The organism is Planctobacterium sp. AWM4_229 (genome assembly GCF_056160305.1).
The window spans coordinates 505,498-522,551 of the sequence record NZ_JBSWWX010000002.1 but is presented as its reverse complement, the minus strand read 5'-3'; the positions used below and the strand labels follow the sequence as shown (position 1 = coordinate 522,551).

At 45.9% G+C, this 17,054-nt stretch carries 13 protein-coding genes; 10 read left to right on the top strand and 3 right to left on the bottom strand.

Features of this window, described 5'->3' with window-relative positions; genetic code table 11:
• Positions 1 to 17: 17 nt before the first annotated feature.
• The 4 genes from ACXAGP_RS05230 to ACXAGP_RS05215 all read left to right on the top strand — a co-directional run bounded on the left by ACXAGP_RS05230 (position 18) and on the right by ACXAGP_RS05215 (position 3,549).
• Positions 18 to 515: an RNA polymerase sigma factor gene (locus tag ACXAGP_RS05230; protein WP_475259986.1), complete on the top strand. Its 498-nt coding sequence runs from the start codon at positions 18 to 20 to the stop codon at positions 513 to 515.
• A 9-nt stretch (positions 516 to 524) separates the two neighbouring features.
• On the top strand, positions 525 to 1,205 hold the full coding sequence (locus ACXAGP_RS05225) for an anti-sigma factor family protein (RefSeq protein WP_475259985.1): 681 nt from the start codon (positions 525 to 527) through the stop codon (positions 1,203 to 1,205).
• A 188-nt stretch (positions 1,206 to 1,393) separates the two neighbouring features.
• Complete coding sequence (locus tag ACXAGP_RS05220) at positions 1,394 to 3,043, top strand: response regulator (protein ID WP_475259983.1); 1,650 nt, start codon at positions 1,394 to 1,396, stop codon at positions 3,041 to 3,043.
• Positions 3,044 to 3,084: 41 nt separating this feature from the next.
• Positions 3,085 to 3,549 (top strand): hypothetical protein, encoded by a 465-nt coding sequence (locus ACXAGP_RS05215; protein WP_475259982.1) that lies wholly within the window; start codon positions 3,085 to 3,087, stop codon positions 3,547 to 3,549.
• Between the two features lie 70 nt (positions 3,550 to 3,619).
• Here the strand turns inward: ACXAGP_RS05215 and ACXAGP_RS05210 are convergent, their stop codons facing one another.
• On the bottom strand, positions 3,620 to 4,039 hold the full coding sequence (locus tag ACXAGP_RS05210) for an SRPBCC family protein (protein ID WP_475259981.1): 420 nt from the start codon (positions 4,037 to 4,039) through the stop codon (positions 3,620 to 3,622).
• 169 nt (positions 4,040 to 4,208) lie between these two features.
• On the opposite strand from ACXAGP_RS05210, the gene ACXAGP_RS05205 reads away from it, so the two are divergent.
• The 3 genes from ACXAGP_RS05205 (at position 4,209) to ACXAGP_RS05195 (ending at position 8,071) form a co-directional block, all read left to right on the top strand.
• Positions 4,209 to 5,153 (top strand): 2-hydroxyacid dehydrogenase, encoded by a 945-nt coding sequence (locus tag ACXAGP_RS05205; RefSeq protein ID WP_475259980.1) that lies wholly within the window; start codon positions 4,209 to 4,211, stop codon positions 5,151 to 5,153.
• 23 nt (positions 5,154 to 5,176) lie between these two features.
• The gene (locus ACXAGP_RS05200) at positions 5,177 to 5,911 is read left to right on the top strand and encodes a type 1 glutamine amidotransferase (RefSeq protein WP_475259979.1); all 735 of its coding nucleotides are present in this window, start codon (positions 5,177 to 5,179) and stop codon (positions 5,909 to 5,911) included.
• A gap of 198 nt (positions 5,912 to 6,109) precedes the next feature.
• Entirely contained in the window at positions 6,110 to 8,071 is a 1,962-nt protein-coding gene (locus ACXAGP_RS05195) for a TonB-dependent receptor plug domain-containing protein (RefSeq protein ID WP_475259978.1), read from the top strand.
• Positions 8,072 to 8,093: 22 nt separating this feature from the next.
• On the opposite strand, the gene ACXAGP_RS05190 is transcribed toward ACXAGP_RS05195, so the two are convergent.
• Both ACXAGP_RS05190 and ACXAGP_RS05185 read right to left on the bottom strand, forming a co-directional pair.
• Positions 8,094 to 9,893, bottom strand: a complete 1,800-nt coding sequence (locus tag ACXAGP_RS05190) for an HD-GYP domain-containing protein (RefSeq protein WP_475259977.1) — start codon at positions 9,891 to 9,893, stop codon at positions 8,094 to 8,096.
• A 184-nt stretch (positions 9,894 to 10,077) separates the two neighbouring features.
• Entirely contained in the window at positions 10,078 to 10,845 is a 768-nt protein-coding gene (locus ACXAGP_RS05185; RefSeq protein ID WP_475259976.1) for a class I SAM-dependent methyltransferase, read from the bottom strand.
• Between the two features lie 178 nt (positions 10,846 to 11,023).
• Between ACXAGP_RS05185 and sbcD the strand changes: the two genes are divergently transcribed.
• The 3 genes from sbcD to ACXAGP_RS05170 all read left to right on the top strand — a co-directional run bounded on the left by sbcD (position 11,024) and on the right by ACXAGP_RS05170 (position 17,040).
• Complete coding sequence (sbcD, locus tag ACXAGP_RS05180) at positions 11,024 to 12,289, top strand: exonuclease subunit SbcD (protein ID WP_475259975.1); 1,266 nt, start codon at positions 11,024 to 11,026, stop codon at positions 12,287 to 12,289.
• A complete protein-coding gene (locus tag ACXAGP_RS05175; RefSeq protein WP_475259974.1) occupies positions 12,286 to 15,978 on the top strand; it encodes an AAA family ATPase in 3,693 nt (1,230 codons plus the stop codon). Before sbcD ends, ACXAGP_RS05175 begins: the two co-directional genes overlap by 4 nt.
• Positions 15,979 to 16,062: 84 nt before the next feature.
• Entirely contained in the window at positions 16,063 to 17,040 is a 978-nt protein-coding gene (locus ACXAGP_RS05170; RefSeq protein ID WP_475259973.1) for a Kelch repeat-containing protein, read from the top strand.
• Positions 17,041 to 17,054: the final 14 nt, after the last annotated feature.

Genomic DNA, 17,054 nt, shown 5'->3' with positions numbered 1-17,054 from the left:
ACTCACAGAAGGTCAGGATGAATTATTCGGCTGATGAACTTAAAAGGATTTTGGTAGAAGAGCTACCGAGGGTACGGCGTTTTGCTTACTCCTTAACCGGGAATAAGGCCGATGCCGATGATCTAGTGCAAAACCTTGTGCTCAAATTGCTGCAGAAAGGCTTGTCAAAAGAGGTTTCTGTAGTTCCTTGGATATTAAGGGTTTGCAAAAATATTTGGTTGGACGAAATTCGTTCCCGTGATGTCAGGGTTAAAGCCGTAATTGAAAATAAGATCCCTGGTATGGAACGTGATTCAACTGAGGGTGAACAGGAAAATAGATACACGCTTGAACAGGTACTGGCTGTACTTGATGAAATGAGCGATGAACAACGGATGATCATAAGTTTAGTGATCATTGAAGGATTTAGTTACGCCGAGGCGGCTGATGTGTTGGAAGTTCCCCAGGGAACGGTTATGAGTCGCCTTTCCAGAGCAAGGAAGAAAATGCTGGAGTTAATAGAGAGCAAGGTGTGAGCAAGTAAAATGAAGCAAGACGATTACGATTTATTATCACAATTCATTGATGGTGAATTGGATACAGTGCAAGTCACTGAAGTCAAACGCAGATTATTAGCAGAGCCCGAACTGAATGGGCTATATCAGCAGTTAAAGCAGCTTAATAACAGCGTAAAGACCGTGATGCCTGATTTTCTCAATGAACCATTGAGCGATGAACTCAAGCAATTACTGGAACCGACTAGCCCAGCACAGAATAGTGAGTCAGATGCTATGTGGCGCCGCTTTTTGCCTATGGCTGCGTCAATTGCATTGGTATTTGTCATGGGGTATGTGTTCATTAGCCAACCATTTCAGGGCAATGGTATGGCCATCAAAGGAAGTATGCTCAGCAAAGTTGCAGATGATGAAAATTGGCTATCTGAAAATGGCACCGAAGTGGTAGTTGTACAAAGTTATCAAAATGACGCACAGAATCTGTGCCGTGAGTATTACGCCAGAGAAAATAGCAAAGTAGAGCATGGGGTAAGTTGTTACGAGCAAGGGCAATGGCAAAAACAAGTCTTTGCCATAAAAGACAACGACAGTGAGCAATATTACGTGACAGCATCCAGTAGCTATGACGGCGTAGAGCAATTTATTGCCAATAAACAACTTTTACCGCTTACTGAAAACAAGGCTCATGAGTTGCTTGATAAACTAGAGTAGGAATTGCTTTTTCATTGGGAAATTTAATTCCACAAAATCAATTGAAACTTTGAGGTATACCGAAAATAGCTGTATTCCCGCCTTTTCGTATGCGTTTTTTGCTATATACTTGATTCTAAAAGTACAAATCATCGCAGGCTATATAAACGCATAGTTGCCAGTAGCGCATTTAGGTAAGGATAACGGAATTGATAGATATTCCAGCCCCTCGACGAGTCAGTGAGCTGACCGCTCTGATAATTGATGAAGATCCACTCGTACATGAACTCATCAAGAGTGCCATGTTGGAAATTGGTATCTCTAAGATTGCCACGGCACAAAATGCCTATTATGCCGTCAGGCGCTGTGAACAAACGCGCTTTGATATCGTTCTTATTTCCTTCAATGTGCAAAGTGACAAAGACGGCTTCCACTTGTTGGAAGAGTTAAAGTTTAAAGGTCATGTCACAAAAGCCACTACCGTTATATTTTTAAGCGCAGAGACTGCCCCAGAATTAGTGCATTGCGTAGTGGAAATGCAACCCAATGATTTTTGGGTTAAACCACTGGATAGAAGTCGAGTTGAAAACCGCCTGCGTCATATCTTTGAGGTGCGTAAACGCCTGCATCGCTTGTATTATTGTGTTGATACCGAAAACTACAGTTCGGCGATTTATCTCGCTGATGAGCTGCTTAAGCGCAATGAGTTAGCTCATTACTTTCCCAATATCAAACGGGTGAAAGGTGAGTGCTTGTTTAAGCTGTTCGAATATGAAGAAGCGCAGAAGTATTACGAGCAGTTGCAGCACGAATACAAATACGGTTGGGTGTCTATCGGTTTGCTGCGAGCTATGTTAGCTCAAGACAAACTGGAAGAGGCGGAACCCAAAATTAATGAGCTAAAAGAGCGCGAGGATACTCGCTTTTTGGTGTACGACGTACTGGCGCATTATTTTATTGAGCATGAAGATTACAAAAATGCTTATGAAGAGATAAAAACCGCTACGCAACTGGCACCCAGGAACATAGAGCGAAACCGCAAATCTTGTGATCTGGCGAGGCTTAACCATGATCGCATGGGGCAATATCTGTCGGCGCAAAATGTGGCTAAATATGCCAGAAACTCTATCCATGACAGCCCTGACTTACGCTTAAATGTGGTGCGAACCGGGATTGATTTAGCCACTACACTTACTGCTGGTGAGGCGCGAACTCTTTACGTCAAGATAGAGCGTATGATGCGAGAACTTGAGGCAGAATTTGGTAAACAATTAGAAGAACCTTTGGCGGTGGTCAAAGTCAGGCTTTTGTGTGTCAGGCAGGATAAGAAAGAAGCTGAGAAGCTATTGAAAGACAAGGTTTCACAGGAAGCCAATGGCTCCATTGATGAAAATCTGGAAAAAGTGAAAGCTTTTCACGAGTTGGGAATGCGCGAAGAAAGCCTGAAAATACTGGAAGAGGTGAAAAAGCAAATTGGTGCCGATTCCTGGTCAGGACGCGTTGTCAGTGAGTATATTGAACAGGAAAAAATCGAACGCAAGGAAATTCACTTTACGGCTAAAGAGTTAGGTGAAATGGCGAAAACCCACTTCAAGGAAAAGCGTTTTAAACCCGCTTATGCAAACTTAACCCAAGCTTTTAAGTTGTCGCCAAATAATCCTCAATTAGCAATGAGCTTATTGCGTTTGCTCACTGCCATGGTGGAACAAGAAAAAGAAACTTTGGATGAGCATCAACAATCGTTGGCCTGCGAGTGCGCTGCTATTCTGGCAGCGAGTGACATGGAAAACGACACCAAACAAAAATTAGAGATGTTTGCCAAGATATTAAAAATTGATTTGGCCAATTTGAGCCTTTAAACACAAAGGCTGTAATCAAAAATAAGTACATCGAGGATCAAATGACCCGCTTTGCTAAACTAACCACAGCAACAATGCTGACTATCTCCGCTTTTGGCGCTTATGCCGCAGGTGACGCTAAACACTATCCAGGAGTTTTTCTGGGAGCAACTCATGTTGACGGGGAAACCGATACCACCGTTGGTATTGAATATGAATACAAGTTGTCTTCCCAATTTGGGGTGGGCGGTGTATGGGAACGCACTAAAGACGGCCATCATGGTGATGGCGTGAATATTTGGGTTGGCTCCTTTTACTACCATCCCAGTGACAACTGGCGTTTTGGCGTTGGTTTCGGCGAAGAGCGTATTGGGGGATATAAAACAAAGTACAAAGATTTAATGCGTCTCAGCGCAGCCTATGAATACTCTCTCGACAAGTTCATTGTCGCACCGACATTGGCGATAGATTTTATCGATGGTGAGGAAGCTACGCTAGCGGGTGTTGCTATTCTTTATCCGTTCTAATCGATAAAGATGTAATGTGCACTGCCGGAGATAAGGCGGTGCACCTCAAAGCTCTTCCTGTTTCTACCAATTAGCGGCTTGCTAATACCAATCTGTCCAGGCAACCCAACCAAGCTTGGTGATGCAAGACCTTATCTTCTTCGTCGTCAAAGCCCGAGTGAGTAAGTTGAATATTGGTGGTTTGTTCATCTACGTCGTCAAACAACACTTCTACTTCACTCAAGTGTGGCTCGCCAACCCACTGCCATGAAAATTGCAGCCGGGTATTTGGCTGAATATCCATGTATTCACCCATCAGAATGTGGGATGCACCCGCGACATCGTACAAATGAAAGCGAAACTTCCCGCCTACGCGAAAATCTGACATGATTTGACCGATCACCAGATCGTTGAGATTAAACCAATTGATTAATTTTTTCGGTTCGTGCCAGGCGGAGAACAAATTGTCGACGTTGTCGTTAAACGTTCCTTCCAGGGCAAAGTGCATCATGTTGTATCGCTCTTTTTTAATTCGCGCAAATTATCAATGAGATGATGTCAATAAACAAGCAGGGTTTATGGACAATTGTGAAGCACTCTACAAGTTTTAACCATTAATTGCAGGCTTAGCTTAACTTCACCTCCATGAGTTTGAGGCGAAACAAGGAAAATCACGAAATATGTTGATAGCGTATGTTCCCAATAAAAACACCCGATCGGCACAGTCATGGCTAAAAGCGTTCAGTTCAGCAATGCCCGAACATCAGTTTAAAGTGTTGTCTGAGTTGAGTGATACCGAAAAGTCGCAAATAGAAATCGCCATCGTGGCTAATGCTGAAGGTGTCGACTTTACTCAACTGCCTCAACTCAAATGGGTGCAAAGCACGTGGGCTGGAGTGGAGAATTTACTGGATTGTGCATCATTGGCGGACGTGCCCATTGTCAGACTGCAAGACCCGACACTGGCAAACACCATGGCGGATAGCGTTTTATGTTGGGTGATGAATTGCCAGCGCCACAATCCGTTGTATACTCGGCAACAAAAAACAAGTCAATGGCAATCCAACCCGGTAAAGCCAAATCATGAACTAGAGGTGCTGTTGTTGGGGGCTGGCAATATGGGAATGGCGTCAGCCAGGCGACTCAAGGAACAAGGTTACAAACCCTCTGTTTGGGCGAGAACAATACGCGATAGCGAAACTGACGATCTGATTTATTACAGTGGTAAAGAAGGGCTACGCATTGCATTGCAGCGAGCTGACATTATTGTCTCGCTTTTACCCCACACCCCTGAAACGACGTATTTACTTGATGAAGAAACGCTTTCCTGGTGCAACCCCGATGCTTATTTGATTAACTTCGGGCGAGGTTCTGCCATAAAAACACCGGCGTTACTCGCTCATCTTGACCGCAGTGAATTGGCCCATGCGGTATTGGATGTTTTTGACACAGAGCCATTGCCGCAGGACCATCCCTTCTGGCATCATCCTAAAGTAACGGTGCTACCTCATGTCGCGGCACCTACAAACCCTGAATCCGCAACCTTGATAATTAAAAAGAATCTGTCGAATTATATTTCCCTCGGCCAAATACCAAAGGCCGTTGACGTTAATCGGGGTTATTAGCCTTGGCGAGGAGAACAAAGGCCATGAACACAAGACAACATTTAAAATTACTTTTAGTGCAGATAAGAGATAAGCCTCAAGTGCGCGAGGAGGAGTTTAATAGTTTTGTCGGTTTTGCAGGTATAAATGCTGGGCAACTTGAGGTGTTGAATGTGTTTGACAAGCCAAGGTTTTCTCCAGAGTTGGTTGAGCAATACGATGCGGTGTTTGTCGGCGGTGCTAGTGAAGCCAGCGTACTGGAGCCTGAGGCTTATCCTTTTGTACCCGACTGTGTGCGTTTGCTGCAATATTGTCGCAATATTGGAAAACCCGTATTTGCGTCCTGTTTTGGTTTTCAGTTAGCGGTGTTAGCAATGGGAGGCGAAATTGTTAGGGATGAACGCGATTTCGAAATCGGGGCATTGCCCATCGCTCTCACTGAGGCGGCCAAATCGGATGCGCTATTTTTCGACATACCTGATCCATTTTATGCCGTTAGTGTGCATCGTGAACGTGCCCCGGAACTGCCTGCAGAATGTGAGCTATTAGCTTTTACTGAAGCCTGTCCCCATGCTTTCAAAGTCAATGGCTTGCCCTTTTGGGCATTTCAGTTTCATCCGGAAGTGGATAGAGATATTCTGATTGAGCGTTTGTCCGTGTTTCGCACGCAATACACACAAGATGCAGAACATTTTAATCAGGTAATAGCGCAAGCTCGGGAAACGCCATGGTCCAATGCTCTGGTGGGTAAATTCATCGACTATTTGTGTTCCGGTTGAAAAGATTGGAAACAGAAGGCTGTTACCAACAAGCCCTAATATTCTGGTAAATTTCAAAAATTCATCCACACTGTAAGTAGAGAAATCAAATGCCATTGGATGTGCTCACAGCATGAAGGCTGTTTGATTAAAAACAAGAACCCAAACCAGGTGGGCGGAGAAGCGGAAAAAGGCGACACCCGTTCTGACAGGTAAGAAATGAACACGCAACTTGCTGGTATGATAATAGGGTCGGCACTGCTACTGAGTGTGTCGGCTTATGCTGAACCACAGCCTGATGAAGCTGAAGATCTGGCTTCGATGTCCTTCGAGCAACTTTTGGAGCTGGAAGTGAGTGTTGCTTCCACACAGTCTGAAAATATCGTCAAAACTCCCGCCGTCGTTTCTCGCATTGATGTGGGCCAGCTACAAAAAATGGGCATCCATAGCTTGGCCGAGATTATCGCCATGTTACCCGGTGCTGATGTGCAGCATACCGGAATTGGCACACAGTCAGTGATGTTACGTGGATTGTTTGAAGCCTTTAATCAGAAAGTATTATTTCAATTGGATGGCGTACCCTATTGGCAAGCTTCCCACAGTGACATTCCCATCGCAGGCATCCCTCTGGAGGCAATAAGTCACATTGAAGTCATCCGTGGTCCCGGTACCGTTTTTCACGGCTCTAACGCGTCAGCCGGCGTTATCAATGTGATCACTAAAAAATCTGCTGGTGGCAGTTTGCATACAGCAGTTACTACGGGAGGAGGTAAAGAGGCAGCGGTGAATCATGGCATGCCACTGCTGGGTGGAACATTAAACTTATCTGCCCATTGGCGTGAGAGCCAGGAATACGATGCTTTTATGGATTTCAGGCCCACCCCCGGCTTTTTCCCGCCAGACACACCAAACAGTGGCAGTATTGTTAAACAACCTGATGATAAATCCATTATGTTAGGCTGGGCGGATGATAGTCTTGAGCTGCAATATCACGAATTCCGTTCCAATGTTCAGGGCCTTGCCGCCGCAGCCACGATTTTGAATCACAGTGAGATGCAACAAGAAGGCCGCCTGTTTAAGGTAGATAAAAGCTGGCAAACGGATACGCAACAGTACCGATTGTATGCTGACTACAGCAACTTTTTCCTGCGCATTCCCACAGAACGCTTATTTAACGGCAGTGAGTTTGGCGTGCAAAACTTTGGTGATGGTGATGATAACAACCGGTTGCGGGTCGGTGGGCAGTACATCCATCAGACCAGTGAGCAAACAGAGTGGGTGTTAGGTGTCGAAGCGGAAGAGCGAGAAACGGGTGACTACCTGAACACCGATGCAAATGGGGTAACCCGTGTTACCACAATGGAGCAAAATGATGTCTCCGAGTGGGCTGTATATGGCCAATGGTTGCATGATTTTGATGATTTGCGGGTGTCTCTGGGGGTGCGCTATGTGGATAATCAAGCATCGGGTGCCAATGTCCTACCTCGGATTAGTGTGATCCATAGTTTTGACGCTTACAGTTCCGTTAAGGTGCTCTATTCTTCCGGTTTTAATTCCCCTAACTTTTTCCAGAAGCACATTAATATCCCGCCCGGGGTGATCGTGGGTAACCCGGATATCGAGCCGGAAACAGTAGATAGTCTGGATATAGCTTATACCTATACCAAAGATAACGAACTGTTTATCGCAAACCTGTATTGGACCCATGCCGATGAATTTATCCAGCGCTTGAGTAATGAGTTTGAGGTACGTTTTGAGAATACTGAACATTTTAATCGCTATGGTCTGGAGCTGGACTATCAATTTGTAACAGACAGCACACAGTGGTATTCCAATTTGAGCTATCAGCACAAGGGGAGCGACGTCTCTGAAAAAGATGTCGGTCGTCAATTCGTCCCAAGATGGTTAGCGAGATTGGGCATGGTGTGGGACTTCAAACCGCAACACAGTGTCGGCCTGAGTTTGCGCTATGCAAGCGAACGCGCTGCGGTGGATGAAACTTTGCTACTCAACATGCAATATCTATATGAGCGGGACTATTGGCAGGCTTATGTAACGCTGGAAAACCTGCTTTCGGATGATTATGCGGCCCCTGATTTACAAGATCTGAACCCGCTACGCACCATTACCGCAGGCGACGAAGATACGGCTCTGAGAGTAGGGGCCAGGGTGTTTTTCTGATAGTTCAATCTGCAGCTGCGCTTTATGCGACGTGAGTGGTTTCATCTTCCTCATTAATCTGCAGCGTATCTGATTCATAAGGCACTTTTATCTGTTCATCCTGGTAACGGTCTCTAATGTCAAAGAAGAGTTCAAGATTATCAAAAAATAGTTTCACCAGATTTGGGTCAAACATTTTGCCACTTTGCTCTCTTAAGTAACGAAAGATATCTTCATCCGACCAGGGTTCTTTGTAGCAGCGGCGACTACCCAAAGCATCAAATACGTCGGCTAGCATCGTAATGCGCCCGTAGATATGAATATCCTGGCCAGCAAGACCTTTGGGATAACCGGTGCCATCCCATTTTTCGTGATGCTGTCCGGCAACAATTGCGGCAGTTTTTAATATCGGACGCTCAGAATGACAAAGCATTTCGTAACCGATTTGGGCGTGGCGTTTCATCACTTCCATTTCCTTTTCAGTCAAAGCTCCGGGTTTGTTTAAGATCGCATCAGGAATAGCAACTTTACCAATGTCGTGCATGGGAGAGGCTTGCTTTAGCAACTCTGCCTCTGCTTCGGGCAAGCCGACTTTCAGTGCTAAGAGTTTTGAATACTCAGCTACCCGGCGTACATGATTTCCTGTCTCTTGAGAGCGCGTTTCGCCAATGGCGCCCATGGTAAAGACGACTTCCTTTTGAGTGCTTTCAATTTCTTCATTCAAAGATCGAATTTCAGTTATTCCATCCTCTACGCGTTTCTCCAGCGAGTTATTGACGGATGCCAATTGGTCCTTGGTATCATGCAGCTTGCGTTCTGCGGCATCACGAGCCTGAACCATTTCGTTGGCCAGGTTAGCCATATTTTTAAATTCGGAAAAACTAATAGAGTTGGGATCGAGTTGAGCCAATTGATCTTTGGAATGTTGGAAAAAGTGTAAAAATGCGCGCAAAGTGCGCTGGAACGTGGTGAAGCTACGAATTATCAAAAATACCAGAATGGCGGAAGTCAAAGCCATTATGATCAACCCATTACTACGGACTCGTTGTTCTTCCAGCCTTATTGCCGGGCTTAACCGAGAGTCAATCTGAAAAAGGCTATCTTCAACACTGTGAGTTTGGGTCCGAAATTTTCCTTGTAGACCATCTTCATGAGTCAGACCTATGGTCTGAAAGGATTGGTTTAAGGTAGTCAAGCCCGCCATATATTCATCGAGAAAAGCAAGAAGCTCAATTTTGGTTGCACTATTTGAGTTATCGATTTCAGAGCGTAGTTCGTCATAGACACGTTGAGCTTTTTGCACGTACTCGTTGCGTTTGCGCAACATAAAGTCTTTTTCGTGGCGGCGCAATTGCAGCAGGGCAACTTGCCATTGCGCTTTGCCAAGTGTGTCAAATTGTTCTTCCAATTGATGAGCCGCTCTGCGAAATTTCCCTTTTTCACCGCTGTCTTCGTCCAACCCTAGTTTTATTTGTAAGTCTGCTAATTGGAAAAACATTTGCTCATATTTGTTGAATCTGTTGGAGATATCAGTTGCCATAGCACCGGGTAAATGGTGATTTTCAAGGACGGGTAGCAAGGCTTCAAGATCATTGACAAACAATTTGGCGCGATCTCGAAATTTTTCCAGATAGATATCATGTTGACGCAACATAAAATCTTTTTCGTGGCGGCGTAGTTGCAAGAGGTCATTAGACAGACGCAACAGCAACTGATTGTGTTGGTTTAACTCAATCAGACGGGAGGTGTGGTACATCTGATTGGCAACGAGTAATAACATGCCAAACAAACAGATGCTTAAAATCAGTAGAAAGCGGTGCTTAACAGAATCGAATCGTCTCAATGCAAATACCTCTTCGCATTAAAGCCAACGTTTTGCAGAAGGCCGTCTTCAGACGTGAGCAATTACCACCAGGTAAAATCCAGTCTGTCAGTAACAGATGAATATTTGATGAAAGCGAAGTGAAAATTTTTAGAAAGTGCAAAAAAGCCGCAGTATTTGCGGCTTTTACAATTGTTAGTTGCGCTTAAGGCTTGCGAAACTTGAAGGTCCAACGGTCTGTATTACCTGTCACTGACTTGCGCCCTACCTCGTAGATGAGCTCGTCGTCTTTGCGATAGTGCAGATCGCTGTAGTCTACAAATTCAAAACCGGCTTGCTGAATTTCTTTGATGGCTAATACCGGATCAACGCGACGGCGGTTTTCTCTATTCGGCTCTTCCATGTGACGTGCAGTGTGGTCAACAACCGCATAGATGCCACCAGATTTTAACGCGTCGAACGCGGCTTTATTCATGGCGCGACGACCCTCTTCGGAAAAGTTGTGATAGTTGCGGAAGGTCATTACCATATCGACATCTGTTATACCTAAACCAGCATCAGACAGCTCCAATGAGTAAAACTTTGCACCTTCAGCGCGGTAAATATTGGCATCTTCAGCGATAATCTGCATATTTTCAAAGCCTGGTTTGTCGCTCAACCTTTCTTTGATGCGGCTGGTTCCGATAGCCCCATAATATTGTCCATTTTCCGCTAATACCGGGGCCAATAATTTAGTATACCAACCACCGCCTGGTACCAGTTCAACTACGGTCATATCTTCCTGGAAACCAAAAAACTCCAGGGTTTGCATGGGCAAACGATTATCGTCGCGAGCCACTTCTTTTTCGCTGCGGACATCAGCCAGCATGGCGTCTTCCAACTTTTGTTGGGTTTTACTGAGCTCTTCAGCATTGGCTGTAAGGCTGCTTAACGCCAGGGATACAGCGGCGATTTTTAATACGGTTTTGATCATAATATTCCTCAATTTATAGTTGTTTTCCTGTAGCAGACAACAAGATAGACCCATCATCGTGATTTGTCATTGCATTCAATACGCAGTTGCCACAAAAGGGATTAATTAGATACTTGGTTTAGGGTATATTCTGTCTCAGGCAAGACCGTCTGACTTTCAATCCATATTTTCGGTATTTATGTTCAAAATTATTCACACCTCTGATTGGCACTTGGGGCAATATTTCTATACGAGACACAGAAAACACGAGCACCAGCAGTTTCTACAATGGTTGCTGCAGCTTGTTGAGAAGGAAAGTGTCAATGCCATCATTGTGGCGGGGGATATTTTTGATACCAGTGCGCCGCCCAGTTATGCCCGAGAACTCTACAACGAATTTATTATCGGCATACAGAAGCTGGAATGTCAGCTAGTGTTTGTTGCCGGTAATCACGATTCTGTGGCGGTATTGAATGAATCAAAGAGATTGCTAAAACAATTACATACTCATGTCATTGCACAAGTATCTGAACAACCCGACGAGCAATTGATTGTGCTGCAAAACCAGCAGCAAAGCATGTTGGTATGTGCAATTCCTTTTGTGCGGCCTCGCGATGTGGTGTTAAGCGAGGCACAGCAAAGTGGTTTACAAAAGCGTCAACAACTGGGAGAGGCAATCAAGACCCATTACCAATCTTTGTATGCGCGTGCTTGTGAATTGCAGGATGAAGCAACCACTGCGATGCCCATTTTGATGACGGGTCACCTTTCGGCACTGGGGGTGAGTCAGTCTGATTCGGTACGGGATATTTACATCGGTTCCCTCGATGGCTTCCCCTCGTCCGATTTCCCACCTGCGGATTACATTGCCTTGGGCCACATTCACAAAGCACAAAAAGTTGCCGGCAAAGAGCACATCCGTTATTGCGGCTCCCCCATTCCTTTAAGTTTTGATGAGCTTTCACAGCCAAAGAGCGTTGAACTTGTGTGTTTTGAGCAACAGGCATTGCAGTCGGTAACTAGTATGACTATTCCGCGTTTTCAGGCAATGCAAAAGCTCAAGGGCAATCTTAAAGAGCTGGAACAACAGCTGGCGCAGTTGCCTCGTGATGAATCCATCTGGTTAAGTGTCGAAGTGACAGAGCAAGATTTTCTATCTGACCTGCAACAGCGCTTACAACTGATGACAGAGGGCACCAGATTGGAGATTTTGCAGGTGACTCGGGCCAAAGGCCAGCGTCGCCAGGTATTATCTACGCAGCACATTGAATCCTTAAGCGAACTGACTCCGATGGAAGTGTTTGAACGCAGACTGGCTCAGGAAGATTTCTCTGATGAAGAACAACAAGCGCGAATAACGCGTTTAAAAACACTGTTCAATGAAATTGAATCAAGCCTGGACGAGGGAGTTGAAACACCAGCAAAGGCTGCGAAGCTAGCAGCAGAGCAAGGAAAGCTATTGTGAAGATATTGAGTCTCGCGTTTCAAAATCTCAACTCATTGCAGGGCAGTTGGAAAATAGATTTCACTGAAGAGCAGTTTGATGCCAATGGTTTGTTCGCCATTACCGGCCCTACGGGAGCGGGCAAGACTACACTGTTAGACGCTATTTGTGTGGCGCTCTACCATCAAACCCCCAGGTTGGGTGCGCTGAGTCAATCCAGTAATGAAATTATGACCCGCGGACAAGCGCAATGTGGCTCTGAAGTTGCCTTTGAGGTTAAAGGGAAGGTGTACAGAGCTAGCTGGTTCATGCGTCGTGCCCGAGGAAAAGCGGATGGTAATCTGCAACCAGCAGATGTGGAACTTGCAGAGGTGGAAAGTGGCAAAATACTGGCGTCGCAGATAAAGCAAAAAGCCGAATTGGTAGAGCAAATAACCGGATTAGATTTCGCCAGATTTACCCGCTCTATGATGCTTTCGCAAGGACAGTTCGCGGCGTTTCTCAATGCTCGAGAAGAAGAACGGGCGGCGTTGCTGGAGGAACTCACCGGTACTGATGTTTATGGTCGAATTTCAGAAACAGTGGCACAAAAAAGGTCTGAAGCTAAAAGACATTTGGAGCAGTTGGAAGCGCGTTTGGCGGGAGCCTGGTTGTTAAGTGATGAACAACGAGAGGCTTTACAGAATGATATAAAACAGCAAAGCTTTGAGGCGGAAAAAAACAAAGCTGAACTTCAAAATACTGAAATGCATCTGTATTGGTGGCAGCAACTAGCAAAGCTGGAAGAGGAGCTATCCAAGGCGCAATCTCAGCTGACAAGCGCACAGCAAGCACGGCAGGCTGCAGAGCCTCAAATGGAACGTCTCAGACAGGGCGAGGCTGCAGAGAAGCTGCGCTACGATTGGCAGAATCAACAGCAAAATGCAGCCGCGCAACAACAATTGCAAGCGCGGATCACAGCACAGGAACAGGCTTACACTTCGGCTACCGAACAACAACAGCAAGCAGAGCAACAGTTTTCGACTTTGAAAGAGCAGCTTAAGCAGCAACAAGTAAAATTCGGCGAGCATGAGACTATGATCCGCCAGACCCTGATCCCGTTAGAGCGAGAGTTGCTCAGTACTGAAAATCAGAAATTCGACGCTCAGCAGCAGCTGGGGCAGCTGCAGCAAAGTAACAATGAGCTGCAAAGCCGATGGCAGCAGATTAAACAGTCCCTTAGCCAAACAGAAAATGAAATGCAGCGTTTGCAAGCCTGGTTGCGTGAGCATCAATGGCTGAAGGGGCTGGAGCACAAGCTATCTGGTTGGCAGGTGAGTGCAAGGCATATAGCTGAACTGCAACAGGGAATTCAGGAAAAGCAGCAGACTTTGCAAGAGAGTGAACAGCAGCATCAAAGATTACTTGAACAAGCTCAGTCAATGGACAAGGCTGAATCAGAAGCTAGTAAGAAGTGGATGGAGCAGCAACAGGAAGTAACGCAATTAGAGCAAGTGTCAGACGCGATTGTCAGTAATGAGAATCGAGAACAGTTTCAGCGGCAACAGGTTGAACTCAGTCAGCGTATTCCGGTATTGCTGAGGCTGCAGGAAATTCAGCGTCAGTGGTTGTTTTATCATGCAGAAATTAACACTCAAACTACTGCATTGACTGAAACAGAGCAAATTAAAGCGACGGCACAAGAGAAAATAGTGCAGTTGCGAAATGATTATGCCAGGCAGGAAAAGTTACTTAAAAGTTTGCAAAAGCAATTGGCCCTGACTGAGGAAATATCACGCTTCAGAGAAGTGCTGGACAAAGATTTTCCCTGTCCATTGTGTGGCTCCATGGAACATCCAGAATCTCTGCCTGAGCTTGTCGGAAGTGAAGTGACTGAGGAACTTAAGCAGGCAGAACAGGAGTTGGAACAGCTAAAGCAACAGGGTACAAAAGCCCGAGAGCAGCTTGAATCTCTCGTGGAAAAGTGCCGCTTATTGGACTCGGCCATTGAGCAAGCCAAAATACAGTCTGACCAGGCAGAATCTGGCTGGTTTGAGCAATTAGCAAAGTCTCAGATTGCCGACGCTCCGGTGATATCTGACAGGGAACAGCTTAGCCAGTTGTATAAAAAGTCAGAAACCGAATTGGCAGAGCTGCAACTGCTATTAGCCGAGGATGCGGCTCAGCAGGAAAAGCTGAAGACGGCACAGCAAAAGAGCAGCCAGTTGGAAGCCTTATGTAAAAGTGCGGCTAATGATGTGACTTTGCTGCAAGCTAACCTCGATGCCCATCAAAAGCAAAAGCAGCAATTGCAAAACGAGCTGCAAAAACACAATCAGTCTTACCAAGCCCAATCTCGTGCTCTTTTGGAAGAATTGCAACAGGTGGCATTCCCCGAGCCGGTACAGAGCCTTCCAGATGAGCGATGGTTTGCTTCGTTGCAGCAACAACTGTCGCAATGGCAGGCTAATTTTGATGCGATGCAGCCGTTAACTTCGACTTCAGACAAGCTGCAAACCGAGTTGGCGGCAATCATACCGCAGCTGGAAAGGAGCGAGCAGCAACTGAAGGGCGAAAAGACCAGGCTGCAGCTTATAGAGGATAACCTGCAGGCCATGCAGCAACAAAAGCAAACACTGGCTGGTGAGCAATCCAGTGAGCAATTACTCGATGAGGGGCGTCAACAATTAGCCACATTGACACAGAGCGTGGAAGCCAATAGAAGTTCACTGCAGCAGTTGCGCGACGAGATGTTAACCAGTCAAAATAAACTGCAAGGCTTGAAGCATCAATATCAGGAAATGCAGCAACAAGGTGTTGAACTGCGTGGAATTTTCTCTACCCGGCTGGAGGAAAGCCCGTTTGAGGATGAGGAAGCGTTTCAATCAGCGTTATTACAAGAGTTGGAGTTACAGCAGTTGCGGGAGCAAAATAAAACTCTGGAGCAACAAGCTCAGGAAGCGCAAACATTGCTGCAAAATACTCAGAACCGGCTTACTCAGCACAATGGCGATGCCCCTGAAAATGAGAGTGGGGAACCTTTTGATGGAAGTGAGGCGATAGCCAGGTACACCCACCAAAAGCAGCAATTGAATGAGCAATTACAAAAGTTAGCAGAAAGGCTGGGGGAGCTACGGGGGCAGTTGCAGCAGGATGAGGACAACCGTCAACAGCAAAGTGAACTGGCGCAGACTATTTCAGCTTTCAGAGACGAGTTCGATGATATCCAGTATTTGTATGATCTGATTGGTCATGCCAAAGGAGAGAAGTTTCGCAAATTCGCCCAAGGGCTAACCCTGGACAATTTGATTCATCTTGCTAACCGCAGATTGCAGCAATTGCACGGCCGTTACCTACTAAGCCGAGAAAACGTCGAGGGTTTGGGCATAAAGGTAACCGATACCTGGCAGGCAGACAATCAGCGAGACACCAAGACCTTGTCCGGCGGTGAGAGCTTTTTAGTAAGTCTGGCCTTAGCTTTGGGTTTATCTGATTTAGTGAGTCACAAAACCAGAATCGATTCACTGTTCCTGGATGAGGGGTTTGGCACCCTGGATGCCGAAACCCTGGACCTTGCACTGGATACCCTGGATAACCTTAATGCCTCAGGAAAAACCATCGGTATTATCAGCCATATTGAAACCCTGAAAGAGCGCATTCCGGTGCAGATTAAAGTGAACAAGAAAAACGGTCTGGGAGTGAGTGAGTTAGAAGCACAATATGGAGCTTAGATAATTCGCTACCGCTTCTCGTACTTTGGTTCAAACAATCACACAACTCAGGTCAAAATCCAACTCATTAAAAGGGAGTGCTTTATGAATCAGTCTCCTATTAACTCTTCCACCATAACGGTGAATCCAATCAGGTTTTTGTCGCTTTTTCTGGTTATTTTGCTGCTTGGCGGTTGTTCGTTCAATTCACATCAGGCCAAACAAACAGAGACCTTTACCTTAAGTAAGAGCCGTTATGGACACGCGTCGGTGTCGGACGGACGCTATGTTTATTTGTTTGGTGGCTCTGGAGAAAAAGGAATGCACCGGGATATTGAAATTATCGATAGCCAAACAGGGGAAGTGCAAATACTGGAAAGTGAATTGATACCGCGTCGCTATCACGCTGCTGTATGGGATGGTCAGGACAAAGTTTACCTGGTGGGCGGTGTGAGTTATCGCCGAAACCGGTTTGCTATTGTTCCGATTGTTGAAGTGTTTGATATCAAGACTCAGCAGGTTACTCGTGAGGCCAACCATCCATTTCCCACTCGCTTAAACACGGCGGCTTATCTGGATGGCAAGGTATATGTATTTGGCGGTTCTCGCAGTCAACGGGGGCAGGGTTTGCGGTCGGTCGCGCAAAGTTGGGTATACAATGTGCTGGAAGATGTGTGGCGCCCGGTTGCCGATATGCCCGTTGCCAAAGATAGCAAAGCCGTTGTGTATGATAACAAGATCTATCTTTTCGGTGGTTACGATTATAAACACTCACTTGCAGGTGTTGAGCAATTTGATCCCAAAACCGGCGTGTGGCAGTCCTTGCCTGAACAGTCGGTAGCGATTAGCGCGCACTCCGCTACTGTCGCTGGCGATGGTGTCTATCTGTTTGGTAACTATGATGACTTAGGTGCGACCTATCGTTATGACTTTGCATCACAGCAGCTCTCACCTATTGAATTGGGTTATATACCCAGACGCCACACCGCTATCGCCAGTACATCTCGGGGTGTCTATGTGACCGGGGGAACTATCCGAACAGAAAATGGCGCTGTAGCAGTGGCGCAAAGATTTAGCCTTTAAAGCTAACTATTGAT

Excerpts from the sequence above, each read along its gene's own strand:
- ACXAGP_RS05230 (WP_475259986.1), top strand. The coding sequence starts at position 18 with ATGAATTATTCGGCTGATGAACTTAAAAGGATTTTGGTAGAAGAGCTA.
- ACXAGP_RS05225 (WP_475259985.1), top strand. The coding sequence starts at position 525 with ATGAAGCAAGACGATTACGATTTATTATCACAATTCATTGATGGTGAA.
- ACXAGP_RS05215 (WP_475259982.1), top strand. The coding sequence starts at position 3,085 with ATGACCCGCTTTGCTAAACTAACCACAGCAACAATGCTGACTATCTCC.
- ACXAGP_RS05210 (WP_475259981.1), bottom strand. The coding sequence starts at position 4,039 with ATGATGCACTTTGCCCTGGAAGGAACGTTTAACGACAACGTCGACAAT.
- ACXAGP_RS05205 (WP_475259980.1), top strand. The coding sequence starts at position 4,209 with ATGTTGATAGCGTATGTTCCCAATAAAAACACCCGATCGGCACAGTCA.
- ACXAGP_RS05200 (WP_475259979.1), top strand. The coding sequence starts at position 5,177 with ATGAACACAAGACAACATTTAAAATTACTTTTAGTGCAGATAAGAGAT.
- ACXAGP_RS05195 (WP_475259978.1), top strand. The coding sequence starts at position 6,110 with ATGAACACGCAACTTGCTGGTATGATAATAGGGTCGGCACTGCTACTG.
- ACXAGP_RS05185 (WP_475259976.1), bottom strand. The coding sequence starts at position 10,845 with ATGATCAAAACCGTATTAAAAATCGCCGCTGTATCCCTGGCGTTAAGC.
- sbcD (WP_475259975.1), top strand. The coding sequence starts at position 11,024 with ATGTTCAAAATTATTCACACCTCTGATTGGCACTTGGGGCAATATTTC.
- ACXAGP_RS05170 (WP_475259973.1), top strand. The coding sequence starts at position 16,063 with ATGAATCAGTCTCCTATTAACTCTTCCACCATAACGGTGAATCCAATC.